The organism is Micromonospora pallida (assembly GCF_900090325.1).
GTDB classification, from domain to species: domain Bacteria; phylum Actinomycetota; class Actinomycetes; order Mycobacteriales; family Micromonosporaceae; genus Micromonospora; species Micromonospora pallida.
In genome coordinates this window covers 236185-262667 of record NZ_FMHW01000002.1, presented here as the reverse complement: position 1 = coordinate 262667, position 26483 = coordinate 236185, and the positions used below count along the sequence as shown (strand labels likewise).

At 73.5% G+C, this 26483-nt stretch carries 21 protein-coding genes and 1 pseudogene; 14 read left to right on the top strand and 8 right to left on the bottom strand.

Annotated elements, in window-relative coordinates; translation table 11 throughout:
- Positions 1 to 2: 2 nt before the first annotated feature.
- Positions 3 to 818, bottom strand: a complete 816-nt coding sequence (locus GA0074692_RS01365; RefSeq protein WP_245730063.1) for an ABC transporter permease — start codon at positions 816 to 818, stop codon at positions 3 to 5.
- On the bottom strand, positions 811 to 1479 hold the full coding sequence (locus GA0074692_RS01360; protein WP_245730061.1) for an ABC transporter permease: 669 nt from the start codon (positions 1477 to 1479) through the stop codon (positions 811 to 813). The genes GA0074692_RS01365 and GA0074692_RS01360 overlap by 8 nt, the downstream gene beginning before the upstream one ends.
- Positions 1480 to 1825: 346 nt before the next feature.
- Here GA0074692_RS01360 and GA0074692_RS35545 point away from each other — a divergent pair, with 346 nt between their 5' ends.
- The 3 genes from GA0074692_RS35545 to GA0074692_RS01345 all read left to right on the top strand — a co-directional run bounded on the left by GA0074692_RS35545 (position 1826) and on the right by GA0074692_RS01345 (position 9388).
- A complete protein-coding gene (locus GA0074692_RS35545; protein ID WP_245730060.1) occupies positions 1826 to 6814 on the top strand; it encodes a WG repeat-containing protein in 4989 nt (1662 codons plus the stop codon).
- A 159-nt stretch (positions 6815 to 6973) separates the two neighbouring features.
- The gene (locus GA0074692_RS01350; RefSeq protein WP_176738252.1) at positions 6974 to 8365 is read left to right on the top strand and encodes an RNA-guided endonuclease InsQ/TnpB family protein; all 1392 of its coding nucleotides are present in this window, start codon (positions 6974 to 6976) and stop codon (positions 8363 to 8365) included.
- A gap of 24 nt (positions 8366 to 8389) precedes the next feature.
- Positions 8390 to 9388 carry an aldo/keto reductase family protein gene (locus tag GA0074692_RS01345; RefSeq protein ID WP_091638679.1) on the top strand — a complete coding sequence of 333 codons (999 nt, stop codon included), beginning with the start codon at positions 8390 to 8392 and terminating at the stop codon, positions 9386 to 9388.
- Between the two features lie 132 nt (positions 9389 to 9520).
- On the opposite strand, the gene GA0074692_RS01340 is transcribed toward GA0074692_RS01345, so the two are convergent.
- Both GA0074692_RS01340 and GA0074692_RS01335 read right to left on the bottom strand, forming a co-directional pair.
- Positions 9521 to 10318, bottom strand: coding sequence for a site-2 protease family protein (locus GA0074692_RS01340; protein ID WP_091638678.1), 798 nt, complete (start codon positions 10316 to 10318; stop codon positions 9521 to 9523).
- Positions 10315 to 10515, bottom strand: coding sequence for a hypothetical protein (locus GA0074692_RS01335; RefSeq protein WP_091638677.1), 201 nt, complete (start codon positions 10513 to 10515; stop codon positions 10315 to 10317). The genes GA0074692_RS01340 and GA0074692_RS01335 overlap by 4 nt, the downstream gene beginning before the upstream one ends.
- Before the next feature lie 210 nt (positions 10516 to 10725).
- Here GA0074692_RS01335 and GA0074692_RS01330 point away from each other — a divergent pair.
- From GA0074692_RS01330 to GA0074692_RS01315, 4 genes and pseudogenes are all read left to right on the top strand, one after another.
- Positions 10726 to 12611 (top strand): annotated as a pseudogene (locus GA0074692_RS01330) (AMP-dependent synthetase/ligase).
- A gap of 51 nt (positions 12612 to 12662) precedes the next feature.
- Positions 12663 to 14696 carry a bifunctional adenosylcobinamide kinase/adenosylcobinamide-phosphate guanylyltransferase gene (locus GA0074692_RS01325; protein WP_091638676.1) on the top strand — a complete coding sequence of 678 codons (2034 nt, stop codon included), beginning with the start codon at positions 12663 to 12665 and terminating at the stop codon, positions 14694 to 14696.
- Complete coding sequence (locus GA0074692_RS01320) at positions 14686 to 15459, top strand: adenosylcobinamide-GDP ribazoletransferase (RefSeq protein ID WP_091638675.1); 774 nt, start codon at positions 14686 to 14688, stop codon at positions 15457 to 15459. Before GA0074692_RS01325 ends, GA0074692_RS01320 begins: the two co-directional genes overlap by 11 nt.
- 63 nt (positions 15460 to 15522) lie before the next feature.
- A complete protein-coding gene (locus GA0074692_RS01315) occupies positions 15523 to 16815 on the top strand; it encodes a DUF2314 domain-containing protein (protein ID WP_091638674.1) in 1293 nt (430 codons plus the stop codon).
- Here GA0074692_RS01315 and gcvT read toward each other — a convergent pair.
- Positions 16808 to 17938, bottom strand: a complete 1131-nt coding sequence (gcvT, locus tag GA0074692_RS01310) for a glycine cleavage system aminomethyltransferase GcvT (RefSeq protein WP_091638673.1) — start codon at positions 17936 to 17938, stop codon at positions 16808 to 16810. The two genes, GA0074692_RS01315 and gcvT, sit on opposite strands and share 8 nt — an antisense overlap.
- Before the next feature lie 159 nt (positions 17939 to 18097).
- On the opposite strand from gcvT, the gene GA0074692_RS01305 reads away from it, so the two are divergent.
- Complete coding sequence (locus GA0074692_RS01305; RefSeq protein ID WP_091638672.1) at positions 18098 to 19669, top strand: leucyl aminopeptidase; 1572 nt, start codon at positions 18098 to 18100, stop codon at positions 19667 to 19669.
- A 185-nt stretch (positions 19670 to 19854) separates the two neighbouring features.
- On the opposite strand, the gene GA0074692_RS01300 is transcribed toward GA0074692_RS01305, so the two are convergent.
- Positions 19855 to 20187, bottom strand: coding sequence for a hypothetical protein (locus GA0074692_RS01300; RefSeq protein ID WP_091638671.1), 333 nt, complete (start codon positions 20185 to 20187; stop codon positions 19855 to 19857).
- 122 nt (positions 20188 to 20309) lie between these two features.
- On the opposite strand from GA0074692_RS01300, the gene lpdA reads away from it, so the two are divergent.
- From lpdA to GA0074692_RS01275, 5 genes are all read left to right on the top strand, one after another.
- Positions 20310 to 21755, top strand: coding sequence for a dihydrolipoyl dehydrogenase (lpdA, locus tag GA0074692_RS01295; RefSeq protein ID WP_176738652.1), 1446 nt, complete (start codon positions 20310 to 20312; stop codon positions 21753 to 21755).
- 74 nt (positions 21756 to 21829) lie between these two features.
- Complete coding sequence (sucB, locus tag GA0074692_RS01290) at positions 21830 to 23629, top strand: 2-oxoglutarate dehydrogenase, E2 component, dihydrolipoamide succinyltransferase (protein ID WP_091638669.1); 1800 nt, start codon at positions 21830 to 21832, stop codon at positions 23627 to 23629.
- A 142-nt stretch (positions 23630 to 23771) separates the two neighbouring features.
- Positions 23772 to 24041: a type II toxin-antitoxin system Phd/YefM family antitoxin gene (locus GA0074692_RS01285; RefSeq protein ID WP_091638668.1), complete on the top strand. Its 270-nt coding sequence runs from the start codon at positions 23772 to 23774 to the stop codon at positions 24039 to 24041.
- Positions 24031 to 24447 carry a type II toxin-antitoxin system VapC family toxin gene (locus GA0074692_RS01280; RefSeq protein ID WP_218106514.1) on the top strand — a complete coding sequence of 139 codons (417 nt, stop codon included), beginning with the start codon at positions 24031 to 24033 and terminating at the stop codon, positions 24445 to 24447. Before GA0074692_RS01285 ends, GA0074692_RS01280 begins: the two co-directional genes overlap by 11 nt.
- 196 nt (positions 24448 to 24643) lie before the next feature.
- Positions 24644 to 25012 carry an antibiotic biosynthesis monooxygenase family protein gene (locus tag GA0074692_RS01275; RefSeq protein WP_091638666.1) on the top strand — a complete coding sequence of 123 codons (369 nt, stop codon included), beginning with the start codon at positions 24644 to 24646 and terminating at the stop codon, positions 25010 to 25012.
- Positions 25013 to 25014: 2 nt separating this feature from the next.
- Here the strand turns inward: GA0074692_RS01275 and GA0074692_RS01270 are convergent, their stop codons facing one another.
- Positions 25015 to 25218, bottom strand: coding sequence for a hypothetical protein (locus GA0074692_RS01270; protein WP_091638665.1), 204 nt, complete (start codon positions 25216 to 25218; stop codon positions 25015 to 25017).
- Positions 25219 to 25550: 332 nt separating this feature from the next.
- Positions 25551 to 25775 carry a winged helix-turn-helix domain-containing protein gene (locus GA0074692_RS01265; protein WP_091638664.1) on the bottom strand — a complete coding sequence of 75 codons (225 nt, stop codon included), beginning with the start codon at positions 25773 to 25775 and terminating at the stop codon, positions 25551 to 25553.
- A 397-nt stretch (positions 25776 to 26172) separates the two neighbouring features.
- Between GA0074692_RS01265 and GA0074692_RS01260 the strand changes: the two genes are divergently transcribed.
- Positions 26173 to 26454, top strand: a complete 282-nt coding sequence (locus GA0074692_RS01260; protein ID WP_342672817.1) for a hypothetical protein — start codon at positions 26173 to 26175, stop codon at positions 26452 to 26454.
- Positions 26455 to 26483: the final 29 nt, after the last annotated feature.

The window sequence follows — 26483 nt, the reverse complement described above, 5'->3', positions numbered from 1 at the left end:
GCTCAGGACCCCGTACTCCGGTAGTGTCGGACACCGATTCGCCACGCCGTGGCGGCGATCGCGGCGGCGACCACCGCGACGCCCGGCGAGGCCCACCCCACCCAGGGCGGCAGGCCGAGCGGGTCGTCCCGGCCGAGCAGCGCCAGCGCCGGGTGGTAGCTGACGAAAGCGAACCCCAGCCCGTACGCGAAGACCGCGCGGAACCAGCCGCCGAAGACGGTGACCGGGTACGAGGTGAAGTCCCGCCCACCGTAGGTGATCGAGTTGGCCAGTTGCCCCGACTCGACCCAGTAGAACGAGACGGTCGCGGTGGCCACGAAGATCGACCCGAAGAAGACCACGCCGGCCAGCGGGGCAAGCACCACCAGCACCGCCCGGGCCGGGGTCCAGTCGATGCCGGCCGAGCCGACCGCCACCACCAGCACGGCCAGCCCGAGGAGCACCCTGGAGATCTTGCGCAGCGGCAGGTCCATCAACAGCAGTTGCGGCAGCGCGCCGAGCGGGCGCAGCAGCACCGTGTCGAACAGGCCGGTGCGCACGTACCGGGGCAGTCGTTCGACGTTGCCGACCAGCAGGTCGGCGGTGGCGAAGGAACACGCCGAGAGGGCAACCATCACAAACGTCTCGCGCAGGGTGAAGCCGCCCATCTCCCGGGTCACGCCGAAGAGGACGAAGACGGTGAGCACGTCGAAGAAGGTCGCCCCGACGTTGCCGACCAGGTCCACGGTGAACGACACCCGGTACGCGGTCTGCGACCGGGCCTGCGCACCGAGCAGGGCCCGGTACGCCCTCAGCGTCGAGCCGGCCGGGTCAGCCACCCTGCACCACCAGCCGACGCTCGGCGCGGCGTTGCACCAGCCGGCAGGCCGCCAGGATCAGCGCCGCCCAGACCACCTGCACCCCGACGAGGGCGAACGAGGTCAGCGACGGATCGACCTCTACCAGCACGTCGAGCGGGGTCTGGAAGAGGCTCGGAAACGGGGTGACGATCCACATCGCCTGGTAGAGCCCCTCCGGCAGGAAGCGCAGCGGGAAGTAGAGCCCGGACAGCACACCGGCACTGAGCGTAAACAGAATCATCGGGCCCCGGACGTCGTGCAGCCAGTAGGCGGTGCTGTTGACCAGATACCGGCAGCCGAAGCAGGTCACCACGGCCAGCAGCACCGAGAGCGGGAACAGCAGCCCGGTGGTCCAGCGGGTCGGCAGGTAGACCTCGAAGAAGACCGGGCCGACCAGCACCGGCGGCAGCATGCGGGCCAGCACCGCGTACCCGGCGCGGCCCAGGTCAGTGGCGAGGTGGCTGGTCACCGGGTCGACCGGGCGGAGCAGGTCGGCGACCACGTCCCCGGTCCGGATCCGGTCGGCCAGTTCGGTCTCGCTCCACAGGAGGACCACGCCGAGCAGGCCCTGTCCCATCCAGACGAAGGTCACCAATTGGGCCGGGTCGTAGCCGGCGACCGGGCCGGCCTCGCGAGCCACGGCGAGCAGGAGGTACGTACGGAGGAAACCGAAGACGGTGTTGGTGACCGCGCCGGCAACCGCAGCTTGCCGATACGTGGCGTATCGGCGGAAACCCGATCCGACTATCGCAACAAATGTCCGAAACCGTAGGATAACGTTTGAGTGCCGGACCGGTCCCACAGTGGCGGTAACGGAGCCCACGCCGTTACCCTCCTTCCGCAGCTACGCCAGTGCCGGAACGAGCGACTCTACCGACCCGCCCGCACCGCCAGCGCGACAATTTCCGACGAGGTGACACCGCCGTGAGCGACCGACGCGATCCGGCCCCCCGGGCGCGGCGCGCGGGCGGGCGGAAGGTCACCGGATGAGCGGCTTCGACCGCTGGCGCGACCCGGCCGAACCGTCCTGGATGGTCGAGCCGACCACCGAGTGGCACCCCCAGTTCCCAGGTCAGCGGTACCCGGGAGACATCGGAATCCAGCAGGTCCCGCCCCGGGACAACCGGGGCCGGGCCACCGCCACCGGCCGGGCCGAGGTCATTCCCCTAGTGCCGGCCGGGCCGGACAGCCGGTACCGGCGCGGGTACTCCCGGGACGACCACGGCGACCCCGACGGCCCGAGCGGGCACGGCCGGGGGAACGGGCACCGGTATCCGGTCGACGACCCGTACGCCCGCCCGCCGACCGGCCCCGCACGGCCACAGCAGCAGGACCGGTACCCGGACGAGCCACCGGCCGCTGACGCGTGGCACACCGGTGCACCGTCCCGCCCCGACCTCCGGCACCCGCCGGCCGGCTGGACGGTCGAACGCGAACGACCCCGGGAGCGGGACGGGGAATGGGACCGGCACCGGGAGCCGGACCGCGCCGGCGGCTGGCACGGCGACCGCCCGCACCACGACCCCGACCGGTGGGCGGCTGGCGATGCCCGGACGTACCCGCCCGTCTCCCCCGCGCCCCGGTCCGAGCCGGGCTGGTTGCCGGAACCCGGGGAGCGCCGCCCACCGGCCGCCTCCTGGTACGACGCACCCCAGGAGCGCCCGCCCTACGGCGCCCGCCGGCACGACGCAGCCGACCGCCCGGGATCTGGATACGACGCAGCCGACCGCCCGAGGCCCGGACACGAGGTACCCCGTCCAGGTGCCGGACACGAGGCACCCCGTCCGGGGGCCAGGTACGACCACCCGGACGCCGGGACGGACGAGCGAGGCGGCTGGGCGGCACGCCGTACCCCGACGGGTCGGGAGTCGTCCCGCCCGCCGGGCACCCCAGCCGAACGCCCGGCTGCCGCCTCCCCGTGGCCCGACCGCCCGGCCGACCCCGCCGCACAGTGGTCGGAACGGCCGGCCGACCCCGGCGCAGGGCGGCCGGAACGCCCGGCCGACACCGCACGGCGGCCGGAACGCCCGGCCGCCGCACCAGACCAGCGCTGGTTCCCCGACCGGGACGACGTACCCAGCCACCCGTACCGGCTCCGGGACGACAGCCAGCAGCGGCCGCAACCGCCCCGGGACGACGCTCAGCACCGCCCGCAGTGGGCGCGGGACGACACCCGGCCGTACCCACGGCAGCCCGCCGACCGGGACGAGCCGTCGACACGTCCCCACTGGTCGGGCGGGCGGGACGAGCCCACGCCCCGTCCGTGGGGCCAGGCCCCGGCCGACGCCGAGACCACCCAGGCGTGGTCGTATCCGGGGCGGCCCGGCACACCCGAGGGCCCCCGACCGCAGCCCCGGCCGGCAGCGGAGGACGCCTGGTCACCCTCGCGGCACACGCCGGACGAAGCCCACTCCCGACACAGGCCGGACGAGGCGCCGTCCCGGCACGCGCCCGACGACGCGCACCCGCGGCCCCGGACCACGCCGGACGAGGCGCGCACGCCGGACGACGCACACTCGCGGCACATGCCGGACGGCGCGCACTCGTCGCCGTGGTCCACCCGGCCGGACGAGTCGGCTCCGGCCCGGGCGCACCAGCAGTGGGTGCCGGAGGTCGAGGACACCGCCCGCATCACGCAGACATGGTCGGGCACCCCGGAGGGGGCAGCCGACACCGACGCGGCCCGCCCCACGCCCGCCGAGCCGGTCGCTGCCCCACTCCGGCCGGACGACGTACGGTCGGCCCCGGACGGGCAGCGGGCTTCCGGCGAGGAGCACCCGACCGCCGAGGACGCTCGCCCGGTCACGTCGCCACCGACGGCACCGACCACCGGCGAGCCGGCCGAAGCGAGCACGTCGTCCCTGGCGAACGACGGGTCCACCACGCCGCCGGTGGTGGGCGCGACAGAAGCCGTACCGGTGGTGGGCGGGCCGGAAGCCGTGCCGGCCGAACCCGGCTCCGCGCTCCCATCGGTCGCCACACCGCCTCTCGGGAAACTGCGGCTGGAGTTCCTGCCGTCCCCGGGGGTCGCGCACGACTCCGGGCCGGACGACAGAACGACTGCCGCAGAGCCAGACCCCACCCGTCCGACGGCGGACGAGAGCCGGGCCGAGACGGCGACGACGGACGACCGTCCCGCCGCACCGCCCGACGACGCCGCACCGACCGACGACGCCGAACCGACCGCGTCGACGGACCGGAACGCCGAGGTGCCGGGCAACCATGTCGACACGGACGGGACCGGGGCCGGCCAGGACGTGCCGCCTGACCACGCTCGTCCGGCCGTCGACCACACTCCTGACGGCGGGAACGCGGTGGCGGACGGCCCGGTCCAGACGCCCGCCCTGGACACCGTCAGCGACGTGGCCACGCCGGTGCCGCCGGCACGCGACGTCGTCACCCCCGAGCCGCACGCGGGGCCCGAGCCGCACGCGGGGCCCGAGCCGCACGCGGGGCCCGAGCCGCACGCGGGGCCCGAGCCGCACGCGGGGCCCGAGCCGGCCGACCGGAGCCAGCCTGTCGACGACAGCGGCCCGGCACCGGAGGACGTTGCCGGTACGCCGGCGCGGGACAGCGCCGACAGCAGCCCACCGTCCGATGACGACGGCAACAGTGGACCGGACGTCGCCTGCCCCGAGCCCGACCACGGACGGACGCCGAACGAGCCGCAGGGCGGGTCGACCCACCCGACCGTGGAGCCGGGCGAGGACGCGGTCGGCAGTCCATTGGAGGCCACCGACGCCAGCGAACCGGCCGCCGCCCTGTTGCCCGCCAGTGCGGGCGAGCCGCTGTCCGGCAGTACAGGCGAGCCGGTCCCCGCCGTCGAGCCCGTGCCGCCGGCCGCGCCCGTCTCCGCACCACCGGCGCCCGCCGCACAGGACTCCGCGTCACCGACGTCCGTCGCACAGGACTCCGCGTCACCGACGTCCGTCGCACAGGACTCCGCGTCACCGACGTCCGTCGCGCAGGTCTCCGCACCGCCAGCGACGGCCGACAGCCCCATGCCCGGCGAGGCGGTCATCGTCAGGCCGCGAGCAGCGGAGACGAGGGACGACCAGGTGGCGGCCGGGTGGCTGCCGGTGTCCGCGCCGCCCGCGTCGATGCCGTCGGGGTCCGCTCCCCAACTGTCGGACAGGCCGGTGTCCGCTCCTCCCGTCGTTCCGGTTCCGATCTCGGCGCCTCCGGTGAGCGCACCGGTGGCCACGTCGCCACCGCCGGCACCGCCACCGGCACCGGCACCGGCACCGGCGGTCACCCACCAGGCGGCGGAAGCCGACGCATGGTTCCGTCCGAAGCAACCAGCCCACCCCGCCCCGCAGCCGTCCACGCCGGCACAGCCCGTCTCCGCACCGCCGGGACAGCCTGTCTCCGCACCGCCGGTGCAGCCCGTCTCCGGACCACCGCACGCGCCGACCTCCGCGCCACCGCACGCCGCGCCGCCGGCAAAGCCTGTCTCCGCACCGCCGGGACAGCCCGTCTCCGCACCGCCACACGCGCCGACCTCGGGACCGCCGGGGCGGCCGGTCTCGGCCCCGCCGGGGCGTCCCGTGTCCGGGCCACCGAACCGGCCGGTCTCCGCGCCGTCCGGCCACTCCCCCGTACCGCCGTCCGGAACGGTGCCGGGCGGCGACGGGTCGGCGGCCCGGTCGACGAACCCGTCGTCCCCGCAGACCCGGTCCGATCCCGAGCAGTGGCTGGCCCGACAGCGGTGGCGGCTCCACCCGGAGACCCTGCGCGAGGTGGTCGACACGCCGGACGTCCTCCGGGAGGTCCGCACCGGCCTGACCGAGAAGCTGGGCAACACGGTCGACAACCCTTCGCGCGCCCGGCTGCTCAGCCTGCGGGCGGTGGTGAACCGACTGTTGGGCGACCTCGACGACGCGCTCGAGGACGGCCGGCTCGCCCTCACTTACGCCGAGGCGACGGGCCAGCTACGGCGCACCGCGTTGGTGCAGGCCCGGCTCGCCCGGGTGCTCCAGTGGCGGGGCGAGTTCGCCGAGGCCGACCGGCTTCTCACCGAGGCGAACTCCCCGGAGCTGCCCGACCGGCTGCGGGCCACCCTGCACGAGCACCTCGCCCGGTCCGGTTACGAGCAGGGCCGCCACATCGAAGCCTGCCAGCACATCGAACGGGCCCTTGACCTGCGTCGGGGTGAGGACCGGGAACTGGTGGCCCGGACCGGGGTGACGTTGGACGCGATCGCGGCGCGGGCCGCCGCCGGCTTCGGACCGCTACCCAGGAGCCGCGACGACATCCTCCAGAAGCGCCGGGCACCGGTGCCGAGCCTCGACGAGGGTCAGCACCGGTGGGGGTACGCCGACGTCGACGGCGAACTGGTGGTGCCCGCCGAGTACGCCGAGGTGCAGCCCTTCCGCGAGGGCGTCGCCTGGGTACGCCGTCCGGACGTCGCCGGCTGGGAGCTGATCGACGATACCGGCGCCACCCTGATCGGGGCGTCCTACCTCGCTGTCCGCTCGTTCTCCGACGGCCTGGCCTGGGTGTCCCGGGACGGAGCCGGCGGCTGGCAGGCCGTCGACAGCACCGACCGGGTGGTCGTCCCGCCGGGCTTCGACGACGTACGGCCGTTCCGGCGCGGTGTCGCGACGGTGCTGGTCGACGGCGTCTGGGGGGCGGTCGACCGGTCCGGGCGGATGGTGGTGCGGCCCCGGTACGCCGGCTTCACCACCCCGCTCGCGGATGGACGGTACGTCGACGGGTTCACCGACGAGGGGCTGGCCGTGGTGGACCTCGGCGGCCGACGCGGGGTGCTGGACCGGTCCGGCCGGATGATCGTCCCACCGGAGCACGCTGCGGTGGTCGTCCACCCGGTCGCCTTCCTGGTCCGGGACGGGGCGGGCCGGTGGGGCGCGCTGGACCGGCGGGGCGAGCCGCTGATCCCGCCGGCGCACGGCAGCCGGGCCCGGCTGCTGGCCGAGATCGACCACCTGCTGGCGGACACCGAACCGCTGCTCTGAGCGGGTGCCGGCCGCGGGCCGCCCCGGTCGACCGTCTCGGGTTCGGGCTAGTGCCTCGTCTTTGAACGTTGACCGGGTGATCGGTCGGCTCCGGAAAGTGTCGTACCGCTGGTGTTGGCTGGGTCAATGCCTCGTCGTCGGGATCCGGGTGCGCCTCTGGTGGTGCATCGGACTGCCCGTGTCGGGTTGCGGGTGACGTCGGGGCAGCGTCGGCGGTGTTTCGGGTTGCTGCGGTCGGCCGGTGACGTGTGGGCGTGCGTGTTGGAGGTCAACGCGTGGCGGCGCCGCCGGCAGAACGCGCCGTTGACGGGCTATCAGGAGTTGTGCCGGGAGTTGTCAGCGTCGGGTCCGGGCACGTTCGCCGAGTTGGACACCAGGGGCGCGCGGTCGGTGTTGCGGCGGTTCTCGGATGCGTGGTTCGCGGCGGCGAAACGCCGCAAGACCGGGGACGTGTCGGCGCGGTTCCCCAGGCGTCGGCGGGGGTTGGTGCCGGTGCGCTGGTATCACGGCACGTTCACCCTCGACGGCCGGCGCGTGCGTATCCCTACCGCGCGAGGTACCCGGCCGTTGTGGGTGCGTCTGGCTCGCGAGGTGCCGTATCCGGTCGAGCAGGTCCGCTCGATCACCCTGCTGTGTGAGGGCGGTCGCCTGTTCCTGGACGTCACCGCCGAAGTCCCGATTACGGTCTATCCGCCTGGTGTGGGGCCGGACCCCGGCCGGGTGGCCGGCGTCGACGTGGGCATCATCCATCCGTTCGCGGTGGTCGGGCCTGGTGGGGAGGCGTTGTTGGTGTCGGGGCGGGCGATCCGCGCCGAGCACCGCATGCACCTCGCCGACTCCAAAGCCCGCCGCCGGGCCGTCGCCCGCCGAGCACCGAAACCAGGCCAGCGCGGGTCACGCCGGTGGCGGAAGTATCGGGCCCGGGTCCGGCGGGTGGAGGGCCGCCATCGGCGGCGGGTGCGGCAGGCCCAACACGAAGCCGCCCGCACCGTCATCGGTTGGGCTGTCAACCAGCGGGTCGGAGTGCTCAAGGTGGGCGACTCGCGTGGCGTCCTGGACCTGCCGGCCGGGCGGCGGCACAACCTGCGGCTACGGCAATGGCAGATCGGCCGCCTCCTACAGATCCTCACCGACAAGGCCACCCTCGCCGGCATCACCGTCCACCTCGTCGACGAGCGCGGCACCTCCTCCACCTGCCCCACCTGCGCACGGCGGGTGCCGAAACCGCGTGGACGGACCCTGACCTGCCCGCACTGCCAGTTCTCCGGTCACCGCGACGTCGTCGCGGCGGCCAGCATCGCCACCCGCACACCGGGCGGCGGACCCACCACCACCGGCACGCAAGTTGTGTTGCCTGGGGTGGTCACGCACCGTCGAGCCGGCCGGCACCTACCCGGCGCCGGCCGGTCCCGACGTGACCCCCGCCGCCCACCCGGCGGCGCGAAGGTCAGGATGGCCCGCTGTGGCCCGCCCCACCAACCAGTGGTGGGGAGTCGCTCGCCCAACCAGCGAGGATCCACAACAACCCACCGGACAGCCGGTGAACGTTAGTGGGCACAGCATTAGGGTCGGGGCATGGAATTCCGTCACCTGGGCCGTTCCGGCCTGATGGTCAGCGAAATCTCGTACGGCAACTGGATCACCCACGGGTCGCAGGTCGAGGAGGAGGCCGCGCTGGCCTGCGTCCGGGCCGCGCTCGACGTGGGCATCACCACCTTCGACACCGCCGACGTCTACGCCGGCACCCGCGCCGAGGAGGTCCTCGGACGGGCCCTGCACGGCGAGCGCCGGGAGGGGCTGGAGATCTTCACCAAGGTCTTCTGGCCGACCGGGCCCGGGCGCAACGACCGGAGCCTGTCCCGCAAGCACATCATGGAGTCGATCAACGGCTCACTGCGTCGGCTGCGCACCGACTACGTGGACCTGTACCAGGCCCACCGGTACGACTACAGCACCCCGCTGGAGGAGACGATGGAGGCGTTCGCCGACATCGTGCACTCCGGCAAGGCGCACTACATCGGGGTCTCGGAGTGGAAGGCGTCGCAGATCCGCGCGGCCCACCAGCTCGCCCGCGAGCTGCGGATCCCGTTGGTCTCCAGCCAGCCGCAGTACTCCATGCTGTGGCGGGTGATCGAGGCCGAGGTGGTCCCCACCTGCGAGGAGCTGGGGATCGGCCAGATCGTCTGGTCGCCGATGGCGCAGGGCGTCCTCTCCGGCAAGTACCTGCCGGGGCAGCCGCCGCCGGCCGGCTCCCGGGCCACCGACGAGAAGTCCGGGGCGACCTTCGTGGCCCGGTTCCTCACCGACGAGGTGCTCACCACCGTGCAGCGGCTCCGGCCGCTCGCCGACCAGGCCGGGCTGACCATGGCCCAGCTCGCCATCGCCTGGGTGCTGCAGAACTCGAACGTCTCCTCGGCGATCATCGGCGCGTCCCGCCCGGAGCAGGTGCACGACAACGTCAAGGCGAGCGGCGTGCAGCTCGACGCGGACCTGCTCAAGGCCATCGACGAGGTCGTCGACCCGATCACCGAGCGGGACCCGGCCCGGACGGAGAGCCCCGCCCGGCGGCCCTGACCCGCCGCACCGGTCCGGGACCGTCGTGCACCGACGGTCCCGGACCGGCCCGGTCGGCCAGGTCCCCGACGGGCGACCGTGGGCGGACGTGCCGGGCACGGGCCATGGACGGACCAGGGCCGGCCGGTCGGGTCAGGACGACCAGAAGCGGATCAGGTCGAGGCCGAGCGCGTAGAGCGGGGCGGGCAGGCCGAGGGCGTCCCCGACGGCGAAGACCGCGCCGAAGAACCACCCGGCGATCCGCGGGTTCCACAGCAACGCGAAGAGCAGGATGAACCCGTACGGGGCGAACAGGTCGTACATCCGTCGCCACTGCGGGTTGAGCCACGGCTGGATCATGTTGCCGCCGTCCAGCCCCGGCACCGGGAGCAGGTTGAGCGCGCTCGCGGTGAGCTGGAGGAAGGCCAACAGCGCCAGGGCGGCCAGGAACTCCAACGGGGCGGAGCCGGTCAGCCGCAGCGCCAGGATCAGCACCAGGGTGAACAGCACGTTGGTGGCCGGGCCGGCCAGGCTGACCAGGGTGTGCCGCAGCCGGCCGGGGATCCGGTGCCGGTCCACCCAGACCGCCCCGCCGGGCAGCCCGATGCCGCCGAGCAGCACGACCACCACCGGCAGCACGATCGACAACAGCGGGTGGCTGTACTTCAGCGGGTTGAGGGTCAGGTAGCCCCGGTGCGCCACGCTCTGGTCGCCGGCCCGGAAGGCCACGACCGCGTGGGCGTACTCGTGCAGGCAGAGCGAGACCAGCCAGCCGGAGACGACGAAGAGGAAGACATCCAGCCGGACGTTGCCGACCCGGTGCCAGGTGAGCACGGCGCTGGTGACGAAGAGCGCGACCAGCGCCAGGAAGACCGGACTGGGTCGGAACGCCGCCCGGGGCACCCCGAGCACCAGCGGCTCGCCACCGCCGGGGCGGTCGTACCCGGTCACTCGGCTGTGGGGGCGAGGCTCATCCGGTACTCGACCCGGTCGTCCTCGACCAGGTCGACGGAGGTGACACCGGACGAGGCGAGCTGCCGCCAGGTCTGCCCGATCCAGGACTCGGCGTCCGCCTGGCTGCTGAACGTCTCGGTGGGTCCGTCCACCGACTCGCCGTTCGCACCCTCGTACCGCCAGCTCCACGGCATGCCGTGTCTCCCCTCGCTGATGCGTCCCGCCCGGGACGGCCGTTGCCAGCCTAGTCGGCGTACCGGCCGGCGGACATGGACGGCCGTCCCCGCCGGTGCCGCCTAGCACTCCGGGCCGCGCGGCGGGGCGGTTCGCGCGTTCCCCGCCGCCACCACCGGCTGCCGCGACATCATCGGCCAGGGCTGTCCGGTGGGACTGGAGGTGTGCTGGTGCGGGACATGGCGGTAGCGCCGGTGGTCACCGGCGTCGAGGTGGGCGGCCTGGCCGACATGGTCTGGGAGAACGCCCGGCGGGACCCGGAGGCGGTGCAGTTCCTCCGCCCGGACCCGGATCCCCGGTCTTGGCCGTGTCCGGACGGTCACCGGCACGGCGCCCGACGCCCGCAGCGGGCAGACGGCGACGCCGTGCCGGTGACCTGCCGGCAGTTCCGCGACGAGGTGGCCGCCCTGGCCCGGGGATTCGTGGCGGCCGGGGTGGCGACCGGGGACCGGGTGGGCCTGCTGAGCCGGACCCGGTACGAGTGGACCCTGGTCGACTACGCCCTCTGGTCGATCGGCGCGGTGCCGGTCCCGGTGTACGACACGTCGAGCCCCGACCAGGTGGCCTGGATCCTCGCCGACGCGGGGGCCGTGGCGTGCGTGGTGGAGAGCGCCGACCACGCCCGGACGCTGGCCGACCGGCGGTCCGACCTGCCGACGCTGCGGCAGGTGTGGCGGATCGACGCCGGCGATCTGGTCGACCTGGTGGACCGGGGACGCGGCGTCGACCCGGAGACGGTGGCGGCCCGTCGGTGCGGGATCGGCGGCGACGACATCGCGACGATCGTCTACACCAGCGGCACGACCGGCCGTCCCAAGGGCTGCGTGCTGACGCACCGCAACCTCCTGCTCGACGTCGGCAACGCGACCGCCGTCCTGCCGGAACTGTTCCGCGCGGGGCGTCCACGGTGCTGTTCCTGCCCCTGGCGCACACGTTCGCCCGGCTGGTCCAGATCGGGTCGGTGCGGGCCCGGGCGACCCTGGTGCACGTTCCCGACCCGCGCGGGCTGGTCAAGCAGCTCCAGCGGTTCCGTCCCACGTTCGTGCTGGCCGTGCCGAGGGTCTTCGAGAAGCTGCACGACCGGGTCCGTCAGCAGGCCGACGTGCGTCGGGGGTGGCGGCCGGTCGCCGCGTTCCGGGGGTGGCTGACCGGGGTCGCGTACCGGGTCGCGGTGGCCTACAGCCGGAGCCTGGACAGCGCCGCCGGGCCGGGGACCGGGCTGCGGCTGGCGCACCGGTTGCTCGACGTGGTCGCGTACCGGCGGCTGCGGGGGATGCTGGGCGGTCGGTGCCGGCTGGCGGTCGTCGGCGGTGCGCCGCTGGGCGAGCGGATGGCGCACTTCTTCCGGGGGGCCGGGATTCTCCTGTTGGAGGGGTACGGCCTGACCGAGACCTCGCCCGCGCTGGCGGTGAACCGTCCCTCGGCGATGCGGATCGGCACGGTCGGCCGGCCCCTGCCGGGCGTCCGGCTGGCCGTCGCCGACGACGGTGAGATCCTCGTCCGGGGCGACGTGGTGTTCCGCGAGTACTGGCACAACCCGGAGGCGACCCGGCAGGTGTTCACCGCCGACGGCTGGCTGCGCACCGGCGACCTCGGCAGCCTGGACGCCGACGGCTATCTGCGGATCACCGGCCGGAAGAAGGAGATCATCGTCACCGCGGCCGGCAAGAACGTGGCCCCCGCGCCGATCGAGGCCCTGATCCGCGCGCACCCCCTGGTCAGCCAGTGCATGCTGGTCGGCGACGGCCGGCCGTACGTGGCCGCGTTGGTCACCGTCGACCCATCGGAGTTCGCCCGCTGGCGGGACGCGCACGGACGGCCCGGCGCCACCGTGGCCGAGCTGCGCGAGGACCCGGCGCTGCGCGCGGAGATCCAGACCGCCGTCGACCGGGCCAACCGGTCCGTTTCGCACGCGGAGGCGGTCAAGGCCTTCCGCATCCTGCCCGGCGACCTCACCGAGGCCGCCGGGGAGCTCACGCCCACCCTGAAGGTCCGGCGCGACGTGGTACGCGAGCGGTACGCCGCCGACGTGGCCGCCCTCTACCCCGACCGCTGAGGTACGCCCACCTGCGGACTCGGAATGCGAACGGTGGCCTAAGGTACGGGCATGTCCGTAGACGGGTGGAACACGGTCCTGGTGCTCGGCGGTATCCGGTCCGGCAAGTCCGAGTTCGCCGAATCGCTGGTGGCCGACGCGGCCAACGTCCGTTACGTGGCGACCGCGACCGGCGGGGACCCGGACGACGCCGAGTGGGCGGCCCGGCTGGCGGCGCACCGCAGCCGTCGGCCGGAGAGCTGGACCACCGAGGAGACCGGCGACGACCCGCGCCGGTTGGCCGACGTGCTCGCCTCGGCGCAGCCGCACGAGACGCTGCTCGTGGACGACCTCGGCGGCTGGGTGACCGTGCTGCTCGACCCGGTCCACCAGCCGGCCGACGACACCGTCACCATCGCCGAGCTGGCCGACGCGGTCCGGTCCTGCCCGGCGCGGCTGGTGCTGGTGAGCCCGGAGGTGGGACTGTCGCTGGTGCCGACCACCCCGCTCGGGCGGGCCTTCGCCGACGCGCTCGGGACGGCCAACCGGGCCGTCGCCGACGCCTGCGACGCGGTGGCGCTGGTGGTGGCCGGTCAGCCCTGCTGGCTGAAGCCCGGCACCCCCCTGCCCGACACGGCCCTGCCCGCCGCCGCCCCGGACGGCCCCACCGCCACCGCCACCGCCCAGGTCCCGGCCGGCGGTGGTAGCAGGGGTCCCCTGTTACCGCTTTTTGATGAGCAGGGGACCCCTGCAACCACCCCAGCCCCAGCAGCCACGTCGCCCGACGCGTCCCGGGTGGCTGTCCCGGCGCAGGCCGGCCCCGCCGGCCCGGACGTCCTGGTGACCGCCAGCACCGACGCGAACACCGGTCCGGCGGCGGAGCCGCCCCTGCCGGAGGTGCTGACCCCGGTCGTCGCGCCGTCCCCGGACCCGGCGGTCGGTACGTCCTGGGCCGCGCCGACCATGGCGCTGCCGATGGTCGCCACCGGCCTGGTCATCCAGGGCGGCATGGAACTGCCGCTGCCCGACGAGCACGCCGGCCCACAGGCCCTGGAGCACCTCGCCACCCGGGACGTACCGGGGACGGGCCTCGGGGTGCTGGAGCGGGTGGTCGGCTTCGCCGCCGCCACCCAGGGCACGCCCACCCCGAAGGCGTGGGGGTCCGTACGCGTGCTGCTGCTGCACGGCGACCACGAGGGCGGGGTCGCCGCCGGTTCGGTGGCCGGCGAGTCCGCCCGGCGGGCCGCGCAGGCGCGGGCCGGCGTCGGCGTGCTGGCCCGGCTCGCCGCCGAGAGCGAGGCGACCATCCAGGTGGTGGACGCCCCGACGGCGGCCCCGATCGAGGACGGGCCGGCGCTGACCGGCGACGCGGTCGAGTCGGCGCTGCGACACGGCTGGCGGCTCGCCGAGGAAGCCGCCGAGGCGGGCGTACACCTGCTGGTGCTGGCCGCCTGCGGCGCCGGCACCGATGCCGCGGCGGCGGCGGTGCTGGCCGCGACGGCCGGGGCGGAACCGCCGGCCGTGCTCGGCCGGGTGGTCCGCGACGGCCGGGTCGACGACGCCGCGTGGATGACCCGCTGCGCGACGGTCCGCGACGCCCTGCACCGGACCCGGGGCTCCGCGCGGGAACCCAAGGCGGTCCTGGCCGACCTGGGTGGTGGTGACATCGCGGTGGCCACCGGGATCCTGCTCGGCGCGGCCGCCCGCCGCCTTCCGGTGCTGCTGGACGGCCCGGTTGGCGTGGCCGCCGGCATGGTCGGCCGCGATCTGGCCGGGCAGACCCGGCACTGGTGCCTGCTGCCCGACCACGGCGGGCACCCGGCCGTCCGGCTCGCCGCCGACGTGCTCGGCCTGACCCCGCTGCTGGATCTCCGGCTCGACCTCGGCGAGGGGGCGAACGCCCTGGCCGCGCTGCCGCTGCTGCGTTCGGTGCTGGCGCTGGCCGCCGCGCTGCCCGCCCGGGACGACGACGCCGACACCCCGGAACCGGCCGACGACGAGGAGGCGCCCGAGTTCGCCGAGCCGGAGCCGTCCGGCCCCGGACCGGCCACCACCGGCTCGGACGACGAGGAACGGGCGGACACTCCCGGCCAGCATGCCGGCTGAGCACCATCTCGGTGCCGGCCTGCGGCTGGCGGTCACCACGTTCACCATCGCCCCGCTCCGTCCCGGCCGGGTGGACCGGGCCGCCGCCGGCCCGGCGATGGCAGTCGCGCCGCTGGTCGGGGCGGCGCTCGGGCTGGTCCTCGGTGGGGTGCTGCTCGGCCTGGCCTGGGTGGCCCCGCCCCTGGTCGCCGCCGTGGTGACGGTCGGCTGCGGCGCGCTGCTCACCAGGGGCCTGCACCTGGACGGACTGGCCGACACGGTCGACGCGCTGGGCTCGTACCGGCGGGGCGCCGCCGCGTTGGAGATCATGAAGAAGCCGGACGTGGGCCCGTTCGGGGTGGCCGCGCTGGTGCTCGTCCTCCTGACGCAGAGCGCGGTGCTCGCGGAGCTGGCCACCCGGTCGTGGCCGACGACCCTCGCGGCGGTGGTCACCGCGACCGCCGCCGGCCGGTTCGGGGTCACCCTGGCCTGCCGGCGCGGGGTCCCGGCGGCCCGCCCGGAGGGGCTCGGCGCGCTGGTGGCCGGCACGGTCGGGCCGGTCGCGGTGGCCGCCGGGGCGGTCGCCGTCGCGCTGCCGGCGCTCGCGGCGGTGCCGGGTCGCCCGTGGCAGGGGCCGCTCGCCGTCGCCGCCGCGCTCGCCGCCGTGCTGCTGCTCCTGCGCCACCTGGTACGCCGACTCGGCGGGGTCACCGGCGACGTGCTCGGCGCCAACGTGGAGGTCGCCACGACCGTGGTCTACCTGGGAGTAGTCCTGTCTGGCTGAGGACGGCTCACCTGCCGGGTAGCGTTCTCCCCCGACAGCACCGGCACGGCAATGGGGGAAGAATTGCTCATCACGGACGATTTCCTACCCCTTCCGGTACCGGAGACACTGACCGCGACCTATCTGGTCCCGATGCGCGGGCTGCCGAGGGTGAGCACCCGGACGGCGGTGGCCGGGCTGACCGGACGGCTGGCCGAACCGGTGCACGGGCTGGCCCGGCAGATGCTGGCGAGCCCGCTGATGAGCGTCGACACCCGGCCGATCGAGGAGTTCCCGGCGATCCCGCCGGACCTGCTGACCGCGTTCGGGGCGACCGACGCGCAGCTGGGGCGGCTGGCCGAGGCGACCCACGTGGTGGTGGTCCGGGCCGAGTACCGGCCGGGATGGCCGCCGGCCCACGAGTGGGCCGCCCGCGCGGTGGCCGCCGCCGTCGCCGAGACGGTCGGCGGGGACGTGGTGGACGTGTTCGGGTTGCAGTTCCTCGACCCGGCGACCGCGCTGCGTTCGCTCCCCGACGAGCAGGGCCGGATCCGGCTGGTCGACTGGGTGCTGGTGCCGTACTCCTCGGACACCGGCGGGCTCTGGTTCACCACCAAGGGGCTGCGCCGGTTCGGGCTGCTGGAGTTGCAGACCCAGGGGGTGCCGGACCACCTGACCCGGGCGTGGGGCGCGGTGCTGACCGGGGCGGCCCGTCGGCTGCTGCGGACCTGGACCGACGGGCTGGCCGGCGAGGAGGTGCCGGCGTTCGTCCAGCTTCCGGTGCTCACCACCGTGACCGGGCACGACATCGCGGTGGCGTACGGCAACCCGGAGCAGCACGGGGCGACCGCGCCGGTGCTGCTGCGGCTGGAACTGGATCCGGCGACGGATCCAGAGGCGGACTCGTTCCTCAGCCTGCACCCGCCGACCGGACACCCCGGGCCGCCCGGACGCTACTTCGCCTCGGCCTGCGCCACCCTGTTCTCCGGCATCCAGCCGGACGTGCGGTACGCCCGCCAAGGCGACGCCATGTCGAAGGCGGTGGCCACCGCCCGGGCCGCGCTGCCGGACGTCCGGGCCCGGTTCCTGGCCGGCGCGCTGCCGGCCGAGACGCAGCTCGTGGTGAAGTACGGCCTCCCCGGTGACGACGGCCCGGAGTTCGTCTGGGCGGCGGTGACCTCGTGGGACACCCCGGAGCGGATCAGCGCCACCAGCGCCAGCGACGCCACGAACGACCCGCAGGTCCGCATCGGCGCCCCCGTCGTGGTGGAGTCGACCGACATCGTCGACTGGGCCCTGCTGGCCCCCACCGGCGTCCTCGAGGGCGGCTGGACCCAGGCTGTCCTGGACTCCGGCGACAACCCCCGGGCTACTTGACGGAGGGCTGGACGAAAGGCGGGCGGGTCACGCGCATGCGGGCGCGGCGGCCCCGTACGTCGATCTCGACCTCGTCGCCGTCGGCCAGGTTCGCGGCCGTGTCGAGCAGGGCCAGGGCGATGCCCTGCTTGAGGGTGGGCGAGAAGGTGCCGCTGGTGACCGTGCCGACCGGGGCGTCGCCGACGTGCGCGGTCATGCCGGCACGGGGGATCGCCCGGTCCACCGCCACCAGGCCGCGCAGGGTACGACGCGGACCGGCGGCCTTCTCGGCGAGCAGCGCGTCCCGGCCCCAGAAGGCCGGCTTGGTCCAGCCGACCGCCCAGCCGCACCGGGCCTGCACCGGGGTGATCTCCAGCGACAGGTCCTGCCCGTGCAGCGGATACCCCATCTCGGTGCGCAGGGTGTCCCGCGCGGCCAGACCGCAGGCGCGCAGCCCGAACTCCGTCCCGGCGGCGAACAGAGCGTCCCAGACGACCACCGCGTGCGCGGCGGGCACCACCAGTTCGTAGCCGAGTTCGCCGGTGTAGCCGGTCCGGCAGACGGTCAGGTCCACGCCGTCGAGGGTGGCGGTGGAGAAGCTCATGTACTCGTGCGCGGTGGGCAGGCCGAGGGCCTCCAGCAGCGCCGCCGAGCGCGGCCCCTGCACGGCCAGGACGGCGTACGCCTCGTGCTCGTCGGTGACGGTGACCGACGACGGCGCGGCGGCGCGCAGTCGACGGGTCACCTCGGCGGTGTTCGCGGCGTTCGGGATGAGGAAGACGTGCCCGTCGTCGTGCAGGTAGGCGATGATGTCGTCGACCACGCCGCCGGTGGCGTCGTCGCAGCAGAGGGTGTACTGCGCCCGCCCCGGGCCGATCCGGCCGAGGTCGTTGCTGAGGCAGGAGTTGACGAACTCGGCCGCGCCGGTTCCCGTCACCCGCACCTTGCCGAGGTGGGATACGTCGAAGACGCCGACGGCCTCCCGGACCGCGGTGTGCTCCTTGAGAACGCCGCCCCCGGCGTACTCCAGGGGCATCTCCCAACCCCCGAAGGGGGCGAACTTCGCACCTGCGGCGGCGTGCCGCTCGTGCAGCGGGGAACGACGGGGCCGGGTCGCGGTCACGTCGGAGGTCACGTCGGTCATGGTGGAAACTTACCGGGGGCCACGCTGGTCGTTAGCATCGGCGGGACCCGCCAGGACCACGGGCGGGACAGCATCGTCCCCGGCCGGGTAGGTTGCCCCCGGAGACCATCACCGCCGGACGCAACCCGCGACCGGCCCGGCCCGCCCGGAGTAGCTTCAGTGACATCGCCCAGCACCACCCTGAGCCTGGTCGACACCGACCCCGCCGAGCTTGCCGTTGACGCCATCGTGATCGGCGTACACAGCCAGACCGGTGAGCAGGACGCTACCAGCGGGCCTGCCGGTTCCCTGCTCCTCGGCAGCGGCGCGGAGAGCATCGCCGCCGCCTTCGACGGCAAGCTGACCGAGACGCTGGCCCTGCTCGGCGCGACCGGCGCTCCCGGCGAGGTGATCAAGCTCGCCACGCTGGGCACGATCACCGCGCCGCTGGTCGCCGCGGTCGGGCTGGGTCCGGAGCCGACCGGTGCCGCCCCGGCCCCGGAGACGCTGCGCCGGGCCGCCGGATCGGTGGTCCGCGCGCTGGCCGGCGCCGGGCGGGTGGCGCTGAGCCTGCCGCTGCCCGACGACGCGGACGCCCCGGCGGCGCTGCGCGCGGTCGCCGAGGGCGCGCTGCTCGGCGGGTACCGCTTCGCCGGCTACAAGACCAAGCCGCAGCCGACCCGGCGGGAGCCGGTCGCCGAGGTGCTGGTGGCGGTCCCGGACGCCGGGGACGCGACCGCGCTGGCCGAGGCCGAGCGGGCGCGGACGGTGGCCGGCGCGGTCCGGCTCAGCCGCGACTGGGTGAACATCGCCCCCAACGAGAAGCGTCCGCCGGTCTTCGCGGAGCTGGTGGGCGAGGCCGCCCGGGCGGCCGGCCTGACCGTCGAGGTGCTCGACGAGGCGGCCCTGGCCGCCGGGGGCTACGGCGGCATCATCGCCGTCGGGCAGGGCTCGGAGGCTCCGCCGCGCCTGGTCAAGCTCACGTACACCCCGGCGGGCGGTGCCACCGGCAAGCGGGTCGCGCTGGTCGGCAAGGGCATCACCTTCGACACCGGCGGCATCTCCATCAAGCCGTCCCAGGGCATGTGGGAGATGAAGTCCGACATGGGCGGTGCGGCGGCGGTCGCGGCGACCATGCTGGCCGTCGCGGCGCTGAAGCCGTCGGTGGCGGTGACCGCGTACGTGCCGATGGCGGAGAACATGCCGTCGGGTACGGCGTACCGGCCGGGTGACGTGATCACCATGTTCAACGGCAAGCGCGTCGAAGTGCTCAACACCGACGCCGAGGGCCGGATGATCCTGGCCGACGCGATCGCGCGGGCCTGCGCGGACGGCTGCGACTACCTCTTCGAGACCTCCACTCTGACCGGTGGGCAGGTGGTCGCCCTCGGCAAGCGGGTCGCCGGGGTGATGGGTACGCCGGAACTCTGCGAGCGCGTCCGGACGGTCGGCGACGCGGTCGGCGAGCCGGCCTGGCCGATGCCGCTGCCGGAGGACGTCCGCAAGGGCATGGACTCCGAGGTCGCCGACATCTCCCAGATCAACGCGGGGATGGACCGGGCCGGGCACATGCTCCAGGGCGGCACCTTCCTGCGCGAGTTCGTCACCGACGGCGTGGCCTGGGCGCACATCGACATCGCCGGGCCGAGCTACCACTCGGGTGAGGCAACCGGCTACTGGACCAAGGGCGGCACCGGCGTGCCGGTCCGGACCCTCGTCCAGCTCGTCGAGGACATCGCCGCCGAGGGCTGAGGTGGTAGCAGGGGTCCCCTGTTACGCACAAAGCGGTAACAGGGGACCCCTGCAAACACCTCAGGGCGCCGCCCGACCCACCTCAGGGCACCGCCCGACCCACCTCAGGGCGCCGCCCGACCCACCCGGAGCGTCGCCGGGCAGGGCCGGCACGACTCCGGTCAGTAGAGCTGGGGACGGCGCGGTCAGTAGAGTTCGGGGCGGCGCTTGCGTCGCTCGTTGTAGTCGCGCATCCGTTGCGGGTAGCCGACCAGCCGCACGTCGTAGATGGGGATAGCGAGCCGGTGGGCGAAGCGGCGGGCGTTCTCCGGTGAGTCGATGCGCCGCCGGGTCCACTCCCCGTCGTCGGCGATCAACATCACGGTGGTCTCGGTCACGGTGGTCTGCGGTTCGATGAACGCCTCGACCCCCCGTCTGGTCCGGACGAAGTTCTCCAGGTGTTCCAGCGCGGCGCGCTCGGCCGCGCGCCCCGATCCCGTGTCACCGCTGGGCTTGCGTCGTCGTCGGAACAGGGCCACCGGCCATCCCCTCCACCCACCGTCTCGAGAAGGCTTCCGCCAAGCGTACGTGTCCTCGACGTGTCGTTGAGCACCTCAGTACGCGCCCTGCGAGGGCAGGTGACAAGATGACCGAGGCGAGTATGCCCTTTTCCTGGCATGACCCTCGTAGCAGCGACGCGACCTGGGAGTTGAGTGTGAGCGAGCCGAACGACGCGACCTTCGACGTTGTCATCCTCGGAGGAGGCAGCGGCGGCTATGCGGCGGCACTGCGCGCCGCCCAACTGGACCTCAAGGTCGCGCTGATCGAGAAGGGCAAGCTCGGCGGCACCTGCCTGCACAACGGCTGCATCCCGACCAAGGCGCTGCTGCACGCGGCGGAGATCGCCGACAGCACCCGGGAGTCGGAGCAGTTCGGTGTCAAGGCCGAGCTGGTGGGCATCGACATGGCCGGCGTCAACTCGTACAAGGACGGTGTCGTCGCCCGCCTGTACAAGGGCCTCCAGGGCCTGGTCGGCAGCTCGAAGAACATCACCTTCGTGTCGGGCGCCGGCCGGCTGGTCGGCCCGAACGTCGTCGAGGCCGACGGGAAGCGTTACACCGGCCGCAACATCGTGCTGGCCACCGGCTCGTACGCCCGCAGCCTGCCCGGCCTGGACGTCGACGGCGAGCGGATCATCACCAGCGATCACGCGCTGACCCTGGACCGGGTGCCCGCCTCGGCGATCGTGCTCGGCGGCGGCGTGATCGGCGTCGAGTTCGCCAGCGTGTGGAAGTCCTTCGGTGTGGACGTGACGATCATCGAGGCGCTGCCCCGGCTGGTCGCCGCCGAGGACGAGGAGTCGTCGAAGGCGCTGGAGCGGGCGTTCCGCAAGCGGAAGATCAACTTCAAGGTCGGCAAGCCGTTCGAGAAGGTCGAGAAGACCGAGCAGGGCGTCAAGGTCACCATCGCCGGTGGCGAGACCATCGAGGCCGAGGTGCTGCTCGTGGCCGTCGGCCGCGGTCCGGTCACCGCCGACCTCGGGTACGAGCAGCAGGGCGTCAAGATCGACCGGGGCTACGTGCTGACCGACGAGCGGCTGCGTACCGGCGTGCCGAACGTCTACGCCGTCGGTGACATCGTCCCCGGCCTCCAGCTCGCGCACCGCGGCTTCCAGCAGGGCATCTTCGTCGCCGAGGAGATCGCCGGCCGGAACCCGGCCGTGATCGACGAGGCGGGCATCCCCCGGGTCACCTACTGCGACCCGGAGCTGGCCTCGGTCGGTCTCACCGAGGCCAAGGCCAAGGAGCAGTACGGCGCCGACAAGATCAAGACCTACAACTACAACCTGGGTGGCAACGGCAAGAGCCAGATCCTCAAGACCACCGGCTTCATCAAGCTGGTCCGGGTCGAGGACGGTCCGGTGGTCGGCGTGCACATGGTCGGCGCCCGGGTCGGTGAGCTGATCGGCGAGGCCCAGCTCATCTACAACTGGGAGGCCTACCCGGCCGAGGTGGCGCAGCTCGTGCACGCTCACCCGACCCAGAACGAGGCCCTCGGCGAGGCGCACCTCGCGCTGGCGGGCAAGCCGCTGCACGCACACGCCTGATCACACCCACATCCGCGACGTCCGGCGGCAAGCGGGCGAGGATCCGTACCCAGGTTACGAAGGAGTCTTGAAAGATGCCGGTATCGGTCACCATGCCCCGGCTCGGCGAAAGCGTCACCGAGGGCACCGTCACGCGCTGGCTCAAGCAGGAGGGCGACACGGTCGAGGTCGACGAGCCGCTGCTCGAGGTCTCGACCGACAAGGTCGACACCGAGATCCCGTCCCCGGCGGCGGGTGTGCTGAGCCGGATCGTGGTGGGCGAGGACGAGACCGCCGAGGTCGGCAGTGAACTCGCCGTCATCGCCGGAGAGGGCGAGCAGGCCGGCGGCGCTCCCGCCGAGCAGGAGGAGCAGGCGGCCCCGGCCGAGCAGGCCGAGCCGACCGCCGCCGCCGAGGGCACCGGCCCCGAGCCGGAGCAGGAGCAGGTCAAGGCCGAGGCCGCTCCGGCCCCGTCGGGCGAGGGCACCCCGGTCACTCTGCCGGCCCTGGGCGAGAGCGTCACCGAGGGTACGGTCACCCGCTGGCTCAAGCAGGTCGGCGACACGGTCGAGGTCGACGAGCCGCTGCTCGAGGTCTCGACCGACAAGGTCGACACCGAGATCCCGTCCCCCGTCGCCGGCACCCTGCTGGAGATCAAGGTCGCCGAGGACGAGACCGCCCCCGTCGGCGCCACCCTGGCGGTAGTCGGCGCGGCCGGTGCCGCCCCGGCCGAGGCCAAGCCCGAGCCGAAGCCGGAGCCCAAGGCCGAGGCCAAGCCAGAGCCGAAGCCCGAGGCCAAGCCCGCCGCGCAGGAGCCGACCCCGGGCGTGTCCTACAACGAGCCGGCCGCCGAGGCCGAGACGGCGGCACAGCCGGTTAAGGCCGAGCAGCAGGCCACCCCGGCCGCCCCGCAGCGTCCGTCCGCCCCGGCGCAGGCCGGCGGCGAGGAGGGCGCCGGCTACGTGACCCCGCTGGTACGCAAGCTCGCCGCCGAGCACGGCGTCGACCTCTCCTCGATCAGCGGCACCGGGGTCGGTGGCCGGATCCGCAAGCAGGACGTGCTGGACGCGGTGGAGAAGGCCAAGGCGGCCAAGGCCGCGCCGACGCCCGCCGCCGCCCCGGCGCAGGCCCCGGCCGCCCCCGCCCAGCCGAAGGCGCAGCCCAGCGCCAAGCGGGGCACCACCGAGAAGATGCCCCGGATCCGCGCGGTCATTGCCAAGCGGATGCAGGAGTCGCTGCACGAGATGGCGCAGCTCACCACGGTGGTCGAGGTGGACGTCACCAAGGTCGCCAAGCTGCGGGCCCGGGCCAAGGACGCCTTCCTGGCGCGGCACGGCGTGAAGCTGTCCTTCCTGCCGTTCTTCGCGCTGGCGGCGGTCGAGGCGCTCCAGGCGTACCCGGTGGTCAACGCCAGCATGGACCTCGACGCCGGCACGATCACCTACCCGAAGTCCGAGAACCTGGGCATCGCGGTGGACACCGAGCGGGGCCTGATGGTGCCGGTCGTGCACGACGCCGGTGACCTGAACCTGGGCGGGCTGGCCAAGCGGATCGCCGACCTGGCCGACCGGACCCGGACCAACAAGATCGGCCCGGACGAGATCGCCGGGGCGACCTTCACCCTCACCAACACCGGTAGCCGGGGCGCGCTCTTCGACACCCCGATCGTGCCGTCGCCGCAGTCGGCGATGCTCGGTACCGGTGCGGTCGTCAAGCGTCCGGTCGTGGTGAACGACCCGGAGCTGGGCGAGGTGATCGCCGTCCGTTCGATGGTCTACCTGGCCCTCTCCTACGACCACCGGCTGATCGACGGCGCCGACGCGGCCCGCTTCCTGGTCGCGGTCAAGGAGCGCCTGGAGGCCGGCAACTTCGAGGCGGAGCTCGGCCTGTCCTGATCCTGTTCACCACGAAGGGGCGTCCCTGCCGGGGCGCCCCTTTCGTGTTCATGGACTTCCGGCTCGCCGAAAGCCAGGGCGAGGCGCTCGACGTGCTGGCGATGTCGTAGCACCTCGTAGCACACCTGGATAGACTCGACCCATGGCCGAGCCAGCTCACCGAGAAATCAGCCAGCGCGAACTGCGTAACGACTCCGGTGCGATCATGCGTGACGTCGAGCACGGCGCGTCCTTCGTCATCACCCGCAACGGCACCCCCATCGGGAAGCTCATCCCGCTGCGGCGGCGCACCTTCGTTCCACGGACGGAGGTGCTGGCCGCGTTCGCCACCGCCCCGCTCCTCGACGCGGAGAGGTTCCGTCAGGACATCGATGCTCTCGCCGAGCAGGACCTGCTCGACCGTGAGTGGTGAGCCACCGAGCCGAGGGCTCGTCGACACCAACATCGTCATCCACCTGCCCGCTCTGGCACCGGACCAACTACCAGACGAGCTGGTGATCTGCGCGGTGACCCTCGCCGAACTGTCCGCCGGCCCGCACCACACCGACGATCCCCGGGAACGGGCTCGGCGTACCAGCGTCCTGCAACACGCTGAGGCGACGTTCGACCCACTTCCGTTCGACGCCGAGGCGGCGAGATCCTTCGGACTGCTGGCAGCGGCGGTACTGCTCACCGGCCGCACCCCCCGCCGCAGGGTCGCGGACCTGATGATCGCTTCCGTCGCACATGCTCACGACCTGCCCCTGTACACCACCAACCCGAGCGACTTCGTCGGTCTCGAAGACCTGGTCACTGTGCGAGCAGTGGAGCGGCCGTAGCTCGACGGAGACTCGCGGGCCGGTCGAGGCGATGCCCGCGGTCGATGTGATCCATGTAGGGTGATCGTCAGCGTCGCGGTGCATCCGGCAAGGAGACCGCCGGGGGCATTGAGGCGCGGGACCCACGGGACGATCGTGCACCCACCCCACGAGCCGACGGGCCGCCTCATGGCCTTCGGCACCCGGAGGACGCGCCTTGTCGACCACTCCGCACACCGTCATCAGCACCGACGCCGACCTGGTCACGCTGATCAACGTGTTCACCGTGCTCCCGGACCGACAGGCCGAACTGGTGGCCGCTCTCGACCGCACGACGAAGGACTTCTTCGCCACGGTGCCGGGGTTCCGGTCGGCCAACGTACACGCCAGCCAGGACGGCACCCGGGTGGTCAACTACGCCCAGTGGGCCAGCGCCGCGCACTTCCAGGCCATGCTCCGGATGCCCGAGGCTCGTCCGCACCTGACCGAGATCGGCACGCTCATCGAGCACAGCGATCCGAAGCTGTACGACCTGCGCAGCATCCACCACCCCGACCCGGACCCGAGTCTCAGAGGCGATCGCTGACGTCATCGGGCGTCGCGTTCCGCGGCGGCATGCCACCAGCCGGGCGGTGTCGGCCCGGTGACCGTCGCGGTCGGTTGGTCGGGATGCAGCCCGAGGCGGCGAAGAGCGGCGGCCCGGACCCGGACGTCGAACCAGCCGTGCCAGTGACCGTCAGAACCAACACCGCAGGCCAGATCGAAGTAGATCTCGCTCGACCCGAACGGCATCCAGTCGATGCCACGGTCCCGCAGTCAAGCGCGGACGGCAGCCAGCGGCTGTCGGCAGCCAGGCGTGTTCTCGTAGGCCGCGATGGTGACCCAGTCGTCAGCACTCACGGCGACCATGATGCCGGACAGAACGTCCTGCGGTGGCCGCGCACACCCCTGACGTCGCGGCCCGAACTGGGCCTCGACCGCGTTCGCCCGGCCGCACCTCCAGATCTTGGACAGTTACCGTCCAACGAAGACGGTAACTGTCCAAGATTCGGCGGCACGACTGACCCACGCCGGCCCAGACCCGGCGTGGGTCAGGCCGGCGTGGGTCAGGGCCGCGCGGAGGCCTACTCCGGCCGCTCGGTGACGAACACCCCGAGCCCGTGTACGCCCTCGACGAGCCCCTCGGTCTTGAGCACGATCATGGCGTGATTGACCACCCCGGCTGACACGCCGTGCTCTCGACACAACTGAGCAGTGGACGGCAACTTGTCACCGGGGGCGAGTTCTCCGGACGCGATCCGCTCACGGATGTGCTCCGCGAGCTGCGCCCATTTCGGTTTGGCGGGCATGGTGACTCCCTGGTCTGCACCGCCATTTGATCACGCCCATCTTCTACTGACAAGTAAGCGGTAGTCGGTGGTTGATCTCTGAGTGGTACTAAGTATAAGTTGACGACGACCGGCTCCCTGGTCTGCACACCTGGAGCTGGTCGTCCTGCAGGACGCGCCCGGCCGACCACTTCCCCGCCGGTCGGCCGGGTGCCCCGCCGCGCCCCGTACCGGGAGGACCCATGACGCCACCGCGACCCTCCGACCCCGTACCCCTGGCACCTCGGCACCGGCCGACCTGGCGCGGCTGGCGGCGCTGGTGTTCCTGCGGCCTGCGCTGGTCCTCCTGCCCCGACCGCAGGTTTCCGGTGCCCACCGAGCCGCCCCGCGATCCTCGCCGGCGCAACGGCGGGCACTGGTGACACCGCCCCGACCGCACACTCCCGTACGCCCGATCTGGTTGTGCCGGGCCTGCGCCCACCCGTGGCCGTGCGCGGTCGCGCGCCTCACCCTCAGCCGGGAGTACGCCGACGACCGGATCGGATTCTGCGTCTACCTGGCCGGGCAGCTCCACGAGGCGGTGACCGACCTCTACCGGCTCAACCCGCACGACGTGCCCGAGCCGCCGCAGCTCTTCGCCCGCTTCCTCGGCTGGGCCTGCGGGGATCGGGTGACCGGAGTGGACCACGATCCGGGCTGACCGCGCCTCCGGCATCGTTTCGCGCGAAG